Source organism: Ruegeria sp. Ofav3-42, assembly GCF_022347725.1.
In the GTDB taxonomy this organism is placed as follows: Bacteria; Pseudomonadota; Alphaproteobacteria; order Rhodobacterales; family Rhodobacteraceae; genus Ruegeria.
Map to the genome: position 1 here is coordinate 22,488 of NZ_JAKRGB010000025.1, position 13,682 is coordinate 36,169.

13 protein-coding genes are annotated in these 13,682 nt (G+C 57.5%); 11 read left to right on the top strand and 2 right to left on the bottom strand.

All coding sequences use genetic code 11. The features are described 5' to 3' along the window. The first annotated feature begins 8 nt into the window (after nt 1-8). The gene (locus MHN28_RS23035) at nt 9-557 is read left to right on the top strand and encodes an asparaginase (protein ID WP_239345187.1); all 549 of its coding nucleotides are present in this window, start codon (nt 9-11) and stop codon (nt 555-557) included. Continuing rightward, nucleotides 557-1,945 (top strand): aspartate ammonia-lyase, encoded by a 1,389-nt coding sequence (locus MHN28_RS23040; RefSeq protein WP_239345188.1) that lies wholly within the window; start codon nt 557-559, stop codon nt 1,943-1,945. Before MHN28_RS23035 ends, MHN28_RS23040 begins: the two co-directional genes overlap by 1 nt. Before the next feature lie 75 nt (nt 1,946-2,020). Here the strand turns inward: MHN28_RS23040 and MHN28_RS23045 are convergent, their stop codons facing one another. Further along, nucleotides 2,021-2,875: a MurR/RpiR family transcriptional regulator gene (locus MHN28_RS23045; protein ID WP_239345189.1), complete on the bottom strand. Its 855-nt coding sequence runs from the start codon at nt 2,873-2,875 to the stop codon at nt 2,021-2,023. A 144-nt stretch (nt 2,876-3,019) separates the two neighbouring features. On the opposite strand from MHN28_RS23045, the gene MHN28_RS23050 reads away from it, so the two are divergent. The 9 genes from MHN28_RS23050 (at nt 3,020) to MHN28_RS23090 (ending at nt 12,785) form a co-directional block, all read left to right on the top strand. Beyond that, entirely contained in the window at nt 3,020-4,276 is a 1,257-nt protein-coding gene (locus MHN28_RS23050; RefSeq protein ID WP_239345190.1) for a sarcosine oxidase subunit beta family protein, read from the top strand. 9 nt (nt 4,277-4,285) lie between these two features. After that, on the top strand, nt 4,286-4,552 hold the full coding sequence (locus tag MHN28_RS23055; protein WP_239345191.1) for a sarcosine oxidase subunit delta: 267 nt from the start codon (nt 4,286-4,288) through the stop codon (nt 4,550-4,552). Further along, the gene (locus MHN28_RS23060) at nt 4,549-7,542 is read left to right on the top strand and encodes a sarcosine oxidase subunit alpha family protein (protein WP_239345192.1); all 2,994 of its coding nucleotides are present in this window, start codon (nt 4,549-4,551) and stop codon (nt 7,540-7,542) included. The genes MHN28_RS23055 and MHN28_RS23060 overlap by 4 nt, the downstream gene beginning before the upstream one ends. After that, nucleotides 7,535-8,107, top strand: coding sequence for a sarcosine oxidase subunit gamma (locus MHN28_RS23065; protein WP_239345193.1), 573 nt, complete (start codon nt 7,535-7,537; stop codon nt 8,105-8,107). Before MHN28_RS23060 ends, MHN28_RS23065 begins: the two co-directional genes overlap by 8 nt. After that, on the top strand, nt 8,104-9,435 hold the full coding sequence (locus MHN28_RS23070) for an MmgE/PrpD family protein (RefSeq protein ID WP_239345194.1): 1,332 nt from the start codon (nt 8,104-8,106) through the stop codon (nt 9,433-9,435). Before MHN28_RS23065 ends, MHN28_RS23070 begins: the two co-directional genes overlap by 4 nt. Nucleotides 9,436-9,460: 25 nt before the next feature. Continuing rightward, nucleotides 9,461-10,294, top strand: coding sequence for a transporter substrate-binding domain-containing protein (locus MHN28_RS23075; protein WP_239345195.1), 834 nt, complete (start codon nt 9,461-9,463; stop codon nt 10,292-10,294). A 78-nt stretch (nt 10,295-10,372) separates the two neighbouring features. Further along, entirely contained in the window at nt 10,373-11,134 is a 762-nt protein-coding gene (locus MHN28_RS23080; RefSeq protein WP_239345196.1) for an amino acid ABC transporter permease, read from the top strand. Further along, nucleotides 11,131-12,024: an amino acid ABC transporter permease gene (locus MHN28_RS23085; protein ID WP_239345197.1), complete on the top strand. Its 894-nt coding sequence runs from the start codon at nt 11,131-11,133 to the stop codon at nt 12,022-12,024. Before MHN28_RS23080 ends, MHN28_RS23085 begins: the two co-directional genes overlap by 4 nt. 14 nt (nt 12,025-12,038) lie before the next feature. Then, entirely contained in the window at nt 12,039-12,785 is a 747-nt protein-coding gene (locus MHN28_RS23090; protein WP_255733608.1) for an amino acid ABC transporter ATP-binding protein, read from the top strand. Between the two features lie 487 nt (nt 12,786-13,272). Here the strand turns inward: MHN28_RS23090 and MHN28_RS23095 are convergent. After that, on the bottom strand, nt 13,273-13,682 hold a 410-nt coding region (locus MHN28_RS23095; protein WP_239345198.1), incomplete at its 5' end, for a transposase.

Below are 13,682 nucleotides of genomic sequence, written 5' to 3' on the forward strand. Positions count from 1 at the left end.
GATTCAAAATGGAAAATTCGAATGGATGGCTCGAAACACCCCGAGCCAACAAAATAACTGTAGCCGTAATCATGACCGGAGGAACAATCGCCAAAAGTTATGATCCGGTTGAAGCGCGGCTATACAACCATGAAACAAAGGTCGAAGACCTGATCGGCGAATTGCGCACAGACGATCTGGACCTGACGTTCATTGATTTGATGCACCGTGACTCGCTGGAAATCGGTGATGAAGAGCGCAAAATAATAGTCGATCAGATCGACCAGTCAGTTAGAGGTTTCGATGCGGTTCTGGTGACGCATGGAACAGACACGCTTCCGGATACTGCGGAAGAGCTCTGCAGCTCCATTGAGCAACTCGATGTTCCAGTGGTTTTTACGGGTGCAATGATCCCTCACAGCATCAAGGGATCTGATGCGGCACAGAATGTCACCGAAGCCCTGTTGGCACTGCGGATGTTATCAGCAGGGGTCTACATCGTGTTCCACAACCGCGTTCTGTCTTTGCCGGGTGTTCGCAAGGACTATGAGAACCTCACATTTGAAAAGGTAAGCTGATGTCGCGTTTTGAAACGGATAGTATCGGTCAGCGTGAACTGCCGGATGACGCTCTTTTTGGGGTAAACACGTTACGCGGGGTCGAGAATTTTGACATTTCGCCACTCAAGGTCGGAGGTGAGCCCGCCTTTGTTCGTGCGCTGGCTTTCATCAAAATGGCCGCAGCCAAGGCAAACGGGGAAATCCGTGCAATAGACCCGGATCAGAGCGCTGCGATCGTTGCAGCATGTCAAGAAATCATCGCCGGGAAGCACCATGAACAGTTCGTGGTGAATCTGTTGGAAGGATCTGGTGGGACGTCCATCAACATGAATGCGAATGAGGTTATTGCCAACCGAGCGTTGCAGATCATGGGCCATCAGGCCGGGGACTATCGACATCTCAATCCAAATGATCACGTTAACAACGGTCAGTCGACCAATGACGTCGTTCCATCAGCGGTCAAGCTAGCGGTTTTGGAAAAATCCACTGCTTTGATTGCCTCCTTGGGTCTGCTGGCAGACGCTCTCAAGGCGAAATCTGACGATCTTGCTCACGTGCTGAAAATCGGCCGTACCTGCATGCAGGCTGCACAACCTATGACGCTTGGGCAAGAATTCGGCGGCTATGCTGCCGCGATGTATCGCGCGCAGACAAAATCAGCCGAAGTGGTCAAAGACCTGACCACTCTGCCACTGGGTGGCACCGCGATCGGAACAGGCCTGGGATCAAAACCGGGATACAAAGAAGCTGTATACCGTCACTTGTCGGAGGATGTTGGAGTCGCGTTCAAACCTGCTGAAGACATGTTTGACGGGATGCAGAATTCGGACACGTTCGCCCGGGTTTCGTCCGAATTCCGCATTGCCGCTGAGGTTATCGGCAAGATCAGTCTGGACCTAATAATCCTGTCTTCCGGGACCAAATCCGGGATCGGAGAAATCCGCCTGCCTGCTGTTCAGCCGGGCTCATCAATCATGCCGGGAAAGGTGAACCCGGTCCTGCCGATGATGATGCAGCAAGTGGCCTATGCGGTTGTCGGGAACGATGCCGCGGTCTCTCTGGCGTCTTTGGGCGGGCAGTTGGAGATCAATCACTTTGAACCCGTGATCGCGTCCCGGCTGTTCGATACGATGGATCTTTTGTCGCGCGGCAGCCGGATATTCGCCGAAAACTGCATCGCTGGCATCAAGGCAAACGAAGAACAAGCGTTGGAAAACCTTTTGGGATCCTCAGCGCTCGCGACTGTTTTTGTACCCAGACTGGGATATGCCAAGGTCTCGCAGATCGTCAAAGAAGCCGAGGCCAACGGGCAACTCTTTGTAGACGTGATTGCAGACCTTGGCCTGATGACCCGAGGCGACATCATAGACGCGTTGAAGACCGCTACAGGGGCTGACTTTAAGTAACGCGGTATCGAAACTGCCTTACCGATCCTGCAACAACTGGGTCGGTTGCTTTCGGTTCCCAGCGTTGTCGCGCGATCAGTATTCGATGTATCGATCACTGTTGTCACGCGTGGTCTCGAATTCCTTGATTCTGGCAAGTTCTCGACCGTCTCCTCTGGCGACAACAGTTGCCAGAATGACTTCCACAATAGCCATCAGGGGTGTTGCGGATGGGTAGTAGTGCGGGGTCGATGTATTGCTGTAGAAGACGAAATCTGCTGTTGCGGCAATATATGAATCTGCCCGGTCCGTGATTGCAACAGTATGCGCGTTACGACGACGCGCAAATTGCATGGCTTCGACGGTCCGCAATGCTGTGGGGTTCATGCCGAAGCCGATGACCACGTCGTCTGAGCTGAGCGTGCCCAACGCTTCGGCTGCGACCGAATATTCCGCCCCAACCAGACGAAGGTTTGGCAATACCATATTGCCGGTGTTTTTCATCATTGAAGCCAACCAGAAGAGAGAACCCGACCCGATCAGATACACGTCGGGGGCCGCACGCATCAGATTGGCGACCTGATCAACGTGGTCTTGATCGAGCATCGAACGGGCGGTTCTGATGTTGTTTTCCGCTGCAACAAGGATTTTTTCGGCCAAAGTGTCAGGGGCGCTGTCATCCTGCCCCTCGTGTAATGCACCGGCTCGTGCCCCAAACACACCGCGTACCAAGTCGGCCTGAAAGCTGGCGCGAAAATCATCGTAACTGTCGAAGCCAAGAAACCGCGCCAGCCGCAACATGGTGGTTGACGTCACACCAACCTCGGTGGCCGTACGACGCATCGAATTCAGCGCCATCTGATCGGGGTGCTCAAGAGCATATCTTGCCGCCAGAGCCAGCTTTTTAGGGAGCTCCGGCAATGCGCTTCTGAGGGATTGCAGGGTGTTCATTTCAGCCTCTTCCGATACAAATAAGTATCAAATGGTATATTTGTGGGAAAAGCAAGATTAAATTAGCTCAAATGATATTTTTTAGTTGGAAAATGCAGCATTTGTAGCAATAACTCAGGCGACTCAGAACAAGAGTGACCCGAGATGACCAAGTATTCAGCCTTGTCCGTGTTTCGCCACGCGCTCAACGGCAACAAAAACTGGGCGCGCGCCTGGCGCGATCCAGAGCCGAAAACCGAATATGACGTGGTGATCGTCGGCGGTGGCGGGCACGGTCTGGCCACTGCGTATTACCTGGCAAAGGAACACGGCATCACCAATGTGGCTGTGGTTGAAAAGGGATGGCTGGGCGGTGGCAACACCGGTCGCAACACAACCATCGTTCGGTCGAATTACATGATGCCGGGAAACACGATGTTCTACGAGCGATCTATGAAGCTGTGGGAGAATCTCAGCCAGGATCTGAACTACAACGTAATGATCTCGCAGCGCGGCCAATACAACCTTTGTCATTCGCCCGGGCAAATGGATGCTGCGCGTCGGCGCGGGAATATCATGCGTGCAAACGGGATCGACGCAGAGCTGTTTGACCGCGCCGAGGTCCGTCGGCGCCTGCCTTATCTGGATTACTCGGAAAAGGCGCGATTCCCCATCCACGGAGCCATTTTCCAAAGCCGAGCCGGAACGGCGCGCCATGATGCAGTGGCCTGGGGCTTTGCGCGCGGCGCTGACAGTCACGGCGTTGATATCCTGCAACAGCGCGAGGTCACTGGCTACCTGTGGGACCGGGGACGGATCACTGGTGTCCAAACCAATCGCGGTGACATTCGCGCCAAGAAAGTCGCGTTATGTGTAGCGGGTCATTCCGGGCATCTGGCAAAGATGGCCGGACTGCGCCTGCCGATTGAAACCCACAGCCTACAGGCTTTCGTGACAGAGCCGTACAAGCCGCTGGTTGATACCGTTATCAGCTTTGGTGCCGCGCATTTCTACATCAGCCAATCTGACAAGGGTGGTCTGGTGCTTGGCGGCGATCTGGACATGTACAACTCCTACGCGCAACGGGGCGGGTTGCCGATTGTCGAACATACGCTCGCCAGCGCAAAAGCCCTGATGCCAAGTGTATCTCGCCTGAAGCTGCTGCGCCACTGGGCGGGCGTGATGGACATGTCGATGGATGGTTCCCCCTTCATCACCAAGACCCCGGTTGAGGGCCTCTATCTGAACGGCGGCTGGTGTTACGGTGGGTTCAAGGCAACGCCTGCCTCCGGATGGTGCTTTGCCCACACGATCGTAAAGGACGAACCGCACGAGGATAACGCCGAGTTCAGGCTCGACCGGTTTAACCGCGGATATCAGATCGATGAAAAGGGCATGGGCCCGCAACCCAACGCGCACTGAGGTGACAGCATGATCAGGATCAATTGCCCGGTCTGCGGGCTTCGCAACGAAACCGAGTTCACCTATGGGGCGGACGCTAATGTCCAGCGCCCTGAAATGGGTGAAGAGGATACGCAGCCATGGGTGGACTACGTGTTCAATCGGGAAAACCCACGCGGCTGGCATAGGGAATACTGGCATCATGCACAGGGTTGCCGACAGTGGCTGGTGTTGGAACGCAACACCCTGACCCATGAGATAGGCTCCTGCCAACTGGCGCGGGGGGTCGAGGCATGAAGCGTTTGCCTACCGGCGGTCGGATTGACCGGACCGCGCCTCTGAAAGTGCGCTTTGACAGCCAGGATCTTCCGGCGTTTCAGGGCGATACCCTAAGCTCAGCCATGCTGGCAGGGGGAGTTTCGCTGGTCGGGCGCAGCTTCAAATACCACCGTCCACGCGGTATTTACTCTGCCGGTGTCGAAGAGCCCGGCGCGATTGTCCATCTTCGCGACGGCAATCGGCACGAACCCAACGCACGCGCCACCGTGACCGAGGCGTTTGACGGTTTGACCGCGACCAGTCAGAACGCATGGCCCAGCCTGGGTTTCGACATCGGTGCAGTGAACAATTGGCTCAGCCCGTTTTTCAGCGCGGGATTTTATTACAAGACCTTCATCGGCCCATTCAAACATTCGACCAAGTTCTGGATGACGTGCGAAACCTTCATCCGCAAGGCGGCGGGGATGGGGCGGGCGACCTATCTGGACGATCCCGATCATTACGAAAAGTGCAATGCGTTTTGCGATGTACTGGTGATCGGCGGTGGGGTGGCGGGTTTGTCTGCTGCCTTGGCTGCAGGTCGTGCGGGCGCACAGGTTATGCTGGTCGAGCAGGATGTAGACCTTGGCGGAGCGGTGCTGTCCGATCCCGTGAGCAGCGACGGTGACAGCTGGGTTGCCAGCGCACTATCCGAGTTGGAGGCGCTGAACAATGTTCGCATTCTGACTCGCACAACTGCGTTTGGCGCCTACGACGGTGATGCTTATGGGCTGATAGAGCGGGTCTCGGACCACATCAAAGCACCCGAGAACCATCAGGTGAGGCAACGCTATTGGCTGGTCCATGCCAAGCGCGCCGTGATGGCGACCGGTGCCATCGAACGTCCGCTGGTTTTTGGAGGAAATGACCTCCCCGGCGTCATGCTGGCTGGCGCTACCCGAACCTATCTGAACCGGTATGCGGTGTTGGCGGCCGAGAATGTCGTCGTCGCCACCAACAATGACAGCGCTTATCAAGTGGCCACCGATCTTGCTCGCGCGGGCGCGCAGGTGCTGCTGGCAGATATGCGTCCTGACCCGAGTGAAGAGGTCGTGAAGCTTGCCCAGCAGGCAGACGTGACCGTGATGCCCGCCCATGGCGTAATCCAGGCGCGGGGCGGTAAGAAAGTTACTTATGCGATGCTGGTGCCGGTCGATGTAACGGGTCGTGCGCAGGGGTCGCCGCAAAAATTCGAGGCGGATCTGATTGCGGTTTCGGGCGGCTGGACCCCCGTCGTGCATCTGTGGTCGCAACGTTATGGAAAGCCCGTTTATCAGGAAGACAGCGCCTGTTTTGTGCCTGACGCACAAGAGGGTCAGACCCTGCAAGGCGCGGGCACGGCTGCGGCGGCGGAATCGCTGGCGGATGTGATCGCGCAAGGGTTTGCACGCGGGGCTGAGGCGGCAACGGCAGTTGGTCACCCGGACAGTGTGGGGATCATTCCGGATGCTTTCGCGACTGGGCCCTTCTGGCAGCAGGGGCTGCACCCCGCATGGGCCGTACTGACGCCGCAAGGCAAAACACAAGGCAAGGCGTTTGTTGATTTTCAGCACGATGTGAAGATCAGCGATATCGATCAGGCGCATCTGGAAGGCTATGTCTCGGTCGAGCATCTGAAACGCTATACCACGCTGGGCATGGCGACCGATCAGGGCAAGCTGGCCAATGTCAACGCGCTCAGCCGTATGGCCGAACTGCGCGGCAAGGATATCCCCGAGGTCGGCACCACCACATTCCGCCCCCCCTTTACGCCGATTTCGGTGGGCGCGATTGTCGGGCACGAGCATGGCCGCCATTTCCGCCCTACACGGCTGTCACCGATCCACCATTGGCATGTGGAGAACGGGGCAAAAATGACCGAGGCCGGGGCCTGGATACGCCCATGGTACTACCCGCAAGGCACCGAAGACCTGACCGCCGCGTATATTCGCGAAGCGACCCATGTGCGCGAACATGTGGGAATGGTCGATGTCTCGACTTTGGGCAAGATCGCAGTGCAGGGACCGGATGCTGCCGAGTTTCTCAACCGCATCTATGTCAACGGTTGGAAAACGCTGGCGGTGGGCCGCCTGCGCTATGGCGTGATGCTGCGCGAGGACGGGTTTGTCATGGATGACGGTGCCACCGCACGGCTGGGCGAGCACGACTATTTCATGTCCACTACCACCGCCAATGCCGCCAAGGTACTGGCCTTTGCCGAACACCTTCTGCAAACCGCATGGAAGGATCTGCGGGTGCATGTCACAACGGTCACCGACCAATGGGCCGCCATCGCCGTGGCCGGGTCGAAAGCCCGCGCGTTGCTGACACAGGTCTCAGACGCCGATCTCAGCCGTGAAACGTTGCCCAACAACCACTGGACCACCGCGCGCATCGGCGACGTCGATATCCGCATTCACCGGATGAGCTATTCTGGCGAGCTGGCCTATGAACTGTATATCCCCGCAGGCTTTGGCCGCCATGTCTGGGAAACCCTCTACGCCGCCGGGTCGGAGTTTGATCTGCGCCCCTACGGTACGGAATCCATGGGGGCTTTGCGGATCGAAAAAGGTCATGTGGCCGGGCCGGAGCTGGAGGGCCGCACCACGATGAAGGATTTGGGCCTGGAAGGGTTTGCATCGTCCAAAAAACCTTTTGTCGGCTCGGTTCTACGCAAGCGGGAAGTGCTGGAGGATCCGGCGCGGCCCACTTTGGTCGGGCTGGAGGTCGAAGGCGATACAGGGGCCAAGCCCGGATCGCTGCTGTTTTCCCTCGCGGGCGAGGCGAAGGGCCACGGAGATGGGTGGGTATCTTCAACCACTTATTCCCCGGCTCTGGGCAAGAACATCGCCATGGGGCTGCTGAAGAACGGCAAAGACCGCAAGGGCGAGGTCATCCGAATAGTCAATTTCGTCGGCGATCAGACCCTGAAGGCCAAGGTCGTTTCGCATCATTTCTTTGACCCGGAAGGAGAGCGCCAGAATGGCTGAGATGCTGTCGCCCTTGCACACCAAAGCAGTGCCGGGCCGCTATGGGGCCGCGGGGAATGCGGGTGTCACTCTGTCCACCCGCCCGATTGCCAACCTGTGGCAGATCGCGGGCTGGCAGGGCTTTGGCGACGCTGCCGCACCTGTGCTTGCCGCTCTGGGTCTAACCGATGGCGGCAGCTATCGTCGATCCGAGCAGTCAGGTGAAGTCACCGCGTGGCGCATCGCACCCGATAAGATTCTGATCGAGGGGGCGGGGGACTTGTCTGCCCATACCAGCGACGATCTGGTGACGCTGGATCTGGGCCATGCCCGCGCGGCTATCACCCTCAGCGGACCCGCAGCCCGCGATCTGCTAATGCAGCTGAGCGCGGTGGATTGCACGCCCTCAGCCTTCGGACTGGGCGAATTCATGCAGACCGGGATCCATCATGTGGGCGTGCTGATCCAATGTACGGGGCCGGACAACTTTGACGTTCTGGTGCCCGGCACCTGGGCCGAAACCGTTTGGGAGGTGCTGCATGACAACGCCTTGCCACATGGTCTGAACATCGACGAGGCTGCATGACCACATCAATCGCACGCCGTTTTGCCGCCTTTGCCAGTGCCTGCCCGGATATCCCGGCGCAGGTGATCCATGCCGCTGATCGGGCGATGTTGGATACGATGGGCGCGATCATCGCAGGTGGGGCGCATCCCTCGACGCAGGCCGTTGCAGGCGCGATGCCGCAGCATGACGGCTTGGCGATTCTCGCCACCGGCGGGCAGACGGATGCTGAAACAGCGGCGGCAATCAACGGCATGGCGGCCCATGTCTGGGATATCGACGACACCTCGTACACTGGTATCATGCATGGCTCGGCTGTGATCCTGCCCGCGTTGCTGGCACTTGGGGCCGAGGTTCAGGCCGACGCCGACACCCTGCGCCGCGCCTTTATCGTTGGGTCCGAGATTACCTATGTGCTGGCCGATATCTGCACCCATGGCCACTACTTCCACGGTTGGTGGAGCACGGTGACCTTCAGCCTGACCGGTGCCACCGCAGCAGCGGGCGTGCTGTTGAATCTCACCGAGGATCAAATGGTTGCGGCCATCGGTCTGGCTGCCGCGGCCTCTGGGGGCGGAAAGGCGGTGTTCGGCACCGATGGCAAACCCTTTCTGGTGGGTGATGCCGCGCGCCGCGCGATCAGCTTTGCCCGTGTGGCAAAGGCCGGTCTGGGCGGGCCCGAGCGTGTGTTCGAAGATGATCGGGGCTATTTGAAACTGCTCAATGGTGGCACAGCGGACATGGCCGCGCTGGACACACTGGCACTGCAATGGCGGCTGGTTGATCCGGGGCTGCTGTTCAAAACCAACCCGGTTTGTTCGGCCGCGCACGCCGCCATAGATGCGATGAATGCGCTTATGACCGAGCTTAGCACAACGCCGGATCAGATCGCCGATATCAATGCCGATGTGCCCGAACTGGTCTTTATCAGTCTTGTCTATCCCGATCCGCAAACGCCGCAGCAGGCGCAGTTCAGCCTGCCCTTTGCGGTGGCCTGTGCCGCGCTGCATGGTCGGGTCAGGTTCGAAGACCTGCTGCCCGAAGCCGTTCGCAGTGCCGACAAAATCGATTTGATGGGCAAAACGCGCACAGAAAGCGTTGCAGAACTGTCAACGGACGAAATGCGTGATCTGTTTCCCGAAAGCGCACGGCTGACAGTCACTCTGAAAGACGGGCGACAAGCCAGCAGGTTTTGCGGCCTGTCGCGCGGCATGCCCGGCAATCCGCAAAGCGATGCTGACCTGATCGCGAAATTCGAAACCGCCGCCGCCTATGCCGGGCACGGCGGATTCGTAACACCCCGGATCGGGGACAACCCGATCGCAACTTTCGCCCAAATCATGACCTGAGCGATACCAACATGTGGAGGAAACAATGAAAAACATACTGGCAGCAACGACCGCTCTGGTTGCGGCGTTCAGCGCCGTCGCCGTCTCGGCTGCGGAATGCAGCAATGACACCTGGAACCGAGTGATGCAGAACGGCAAGATCGTGGTCGGTGTCAAGGCCGACTACAAGCCCTGGGGTTTCCGTGACACCAATGGTGATCTGGTCGGCATGGAGATCGACATGGCCCAGGACGTGGCCGACACCATGGGCGTCGAACTGGAACTGGTGCCGGTGCAATCCTCGAACAGGATGCAGTTTCTGGAACAAGGCAAGATCGACCTGATGATCGCCACCATGTCAGACCGCGCTGACCGTCGTGAGATCGTGGGCATCGTTGGCCCGAACTACTACACTTCGGGCACCAATCTGCTGGCCCCGGACGCACTGGAGCTGACCGAGTGGGAACAACTGCGCGACAAACCTATCTGCGGCAAACAGGGCGCGTTCTACAACCAGATCGTCGAAGAACGCTATGGCGCGCAGATCATCGCCTTTGCGGGCAATGCCGAGGCCAAGCAGGCGCTGCGGGACAAGAAGTGCATCGGTTTTGTCTATGACGACAGCTCGATCATGGCCGATATCGCCTCGGGCGAATGGGACGGGTTCGGCATGCCAATGGCCACCGAAGATGACAACCCCTGGGCGTTGGCGGTTCCGAAAGCGGAAGAAAACTGCGTCTTTGGCCGCTTCATGTCTGGCATGCAGTACAACTGGCACAAGGATGGCACGTTGGTGGCGCTGGAAGAAAAATGGGGCATCCAGCCCACTGCATATCTGGCCGACCAGAATGCACGCTACAAGGACTGGCTGGCAGAATAAAAGACCTGCATAGAACAGGGCTGGCCTGCGTCCTGATCGGGGCGCAGGCTCAAATCAATATAACAAGGAGGGGACGGAATGCTGGACGCCATTCAGGAATTCTTCCGCCAACTCGCCGCCGATCACCCGACGTGGAATTTCATCTTCTTCTATGAAGAGCGTCAGTGGAATAAGGTGGTCAGCGGCCTGTGGATGACGATCAAACTGTCGGTAGTCTGTATCATCTTCAGTGTCATCATCGGAATCGTTGGCGCGGCGATGCAAGGCGCGCATTCGCGTATCGTGCGCGGGGTTGTGCAGGGTTACATCCAGTTCTTCCGCAACACGCCACCATTCGTGCAGTTGCTCTTCTTCTATTTCGCCTTGGGCGCGTTCACGCCTACCTACAGCCCCGATGGCTGGCTTGAGGTTCCGATCATCTCGAATGTGGGATGGGCGATCATCTCACTGTCCTTCTTCGCCGGTGCCTTCAATGTCGAGATCTTCCGTGCTGGCGTCGAGGCAGTGCCGGACTCTACCCAGGAAGCGGCCGAAGCGCTGGGGTTCACCCGATTGCAGACTTATGCCTATGTGGTGCTGCCGCTGGCACTGCGGGTGTCGATTCCGGCGCTGAACAACAACCTCGTTAATCTGGTCAAGACCACCACTCAGGCCTTCGTTATCGCGGTGCCCGAGCTGTTGTACCAGGCGATTACCATCTGGAACGATTTCCCCTCGGCCCAAAACCCGATGATGCTGGTGCTTTTCATTGCCTATCTGGCGCTGGTGGGTGTTCTGGTGCTGGGCATGAACAAATGGGAACGCTCGATGCGCATCCCTGGATACGGAGCAGGCGCATGACCCGGCACATCCCCGGCCTGACGGCCCGCGCCGCCACCGATCTGCCGGTTTTGTTGGCCGCACCGCGCCCGCAGCATACCCCCCGAACGCTGAATTTCAGTTATTGGCTGGCAAGTATTCCACCCTGGGCACCCTTCCTGCTGTTCATCGTGCTGTCGCTGTGGCCCTACTACGCCTTCGCGCAGACCAACGGCGACGCCCGTCCCAGCGCGCTTGAAGCGCTTTGGCGCTGGATACCTTTCCTGATCACACGCGGGTTTCTGTTCACCGTTCTGATCTCGGTGTTGACCATGATCGTGGGCACCATTCTGGGTGTGTTCCTTGGTCTTGGGCAAATCTCACCCAACCGTATCATTCGCGGGGCCAGCTATTGGATTACTCAGATCTTCCGCAACTCGCCCTGGCTGGTGTTGCTGTTCATCGTCATGCTCAGCTTTCCGTTCCAGATCGAGCTGTTCGGTTACCGCATCCCAATCCCCGACTGGACCAAAGCGGTGTTCGGTCTCAGCCTGCCGGTCATGGCAAACATCTCCGAGATTGTGCGGGGTGCCATCGGATCTGTACCCTCAGCCCAGTGGGAGGCTGCTGAAAGCCTGGCCTTCACCCGGCGGCAGACGTTGTATCAGATCATACTGCCGCAATGTATCAAGCGGATGATCCCGCCTTGGATGAACTGGTACGCCATCCTAACCATGGCCACGCCCATCGTCTCAATCCTGGGCGTCGAGGAAGTGCTGAACCTGACCCGTCAGGCGATTGAAGCGGAAAACAACCGCCCAGAACTGCTGGTGCCGTTCTATGGATTCGTGCTGCTGATCTTCTTCGCCTACTGCTATCCCATCGCCCGCCTGACCGTGTGGCTCGAGCGCAAATATGCGCTGAAACTGTGACCGGAGGACCGACCATGACATGGACACCCGATCAACCCATCGTTTCCATCCATAATGTGCGCAAAGCCTTTGGATCACTTGAAGTGCTCAAGGGTATTTCAATGGACATCATGAAGGGCGAAGTGATTTGCATCATCGGTCCCTCAGGGTCTGGCAAATCGACCCTGATCCGTTGCATCAACGCGCTGAACGATATTCAGGGCGGCTCAATTTCTGTTGAGGGGCAGGAGGTGCATGATGAAAACCTCGACAAGCTGGAGTTGCGCAAAAAGGTCGGAATGGTGTTTCAGCAATACAATCTGTTCCCGCACAAGACGGCGTTGGAAAATGTGATGATGGCCCCCGTCAAAGTTCTGAAACAGGACAAGGCCGAGGTTGAGCAACGCGCCCGTGCGCTGCTGAAAAAAGTGCGGTTGGAAGGTAAGGAAAACAGCTATCCCGGTGAATTGTCCGGCGGTCAGCAACAACGCGTGGCCATAGCCCGGTCATTGGCGATGAGCCCGGACGTGATGTTGTTCGACGAAGTTACCGCCGCACTTGATCCCGAAACGGTCAAGGAAGTTCTTGTTACCATCAAGGATCTGGCTGCCGATGGGATGACCTGCATTCTTGTTACCCACGAAATGGGGTTCGCCCGGGAAGTGGCGGACCACATCTATTTCACCGACAAGGGGGTAATTGTCGAACATGGCCCTCCGAGTACGTTCTTTGATAACGCACAGGATCCCCGAACCAAGGAATTCCTGAGTCAGATCCTCTGAGTGGTCTTGTGAGATTAAACCACGTTCGAAAGCGCCCAGTTTCTTGTGGCTAGGCTCATTCGTGCTCGAGAAAATATCAACAGCTTCGACGTGCGCAGTCATTTTTGCTGTGTTCCGAACTTCTTTGTTGGTTAGTAACTTTCACCGAAGCAGGCGATACAACGTCAAAATGAAGTAACATAACTGAGCAATCTACGTTCATAGCTTTCAAGTATTTGCACCCGCAGCGAATGTCCTCTGTGGGTGGCTCCTGCATTGCAAGAGTTTTCTGGTGATGTTTGCGGGTATTTTGTCAGTACCTTCGTCTGTCCGGCCTGTTTGTGTGGCGGCATTGTCGCCACTGGCCTTGATGAATTCCGCGAGCGAGGTTCCAATCGGGTTATCGACCTCTGAGGGTCGCTGCCATTCCCGGAGTGTCCTTGCTCTTGGTTGACTTATTTCCGCATCATCACTTCAACGTCTTGCATCTCGTGGACAGTCGACGCGATTAGAACGCAGGCTGTCGGTATTCCTGTTTTTTCGTGAGCATCGCCCAGATGGCCCGGGCTGCCTTGTTTGCCATGGCGACTGTTGCCAGTCGGAAGGGTTTGTCGGCAATGATTTTGGCTGTCCACAGATCGACCTTCTCCGGCGAACGTTTTGCCATCACAGCACGCGATGTCATACCTACGACCAACAGCTTGCGAATGTAGCGATCACCTTGCTTCGTGATCTTGCCCAGACGTTCCTTGCCACCGCTGGATTTGTTGAGTGGGGTCAGTCCGAGCCAAGCCGCCAGATCGCGACCGGTCCGGAACTGTTTAGCATCGCCAATCGTAGCGACAATCGCTGAAGCCGTGATCGGGCCGATACCAGGCATACGCATCAATCTACGCGCATCTGCATTCAGAAGGGCAT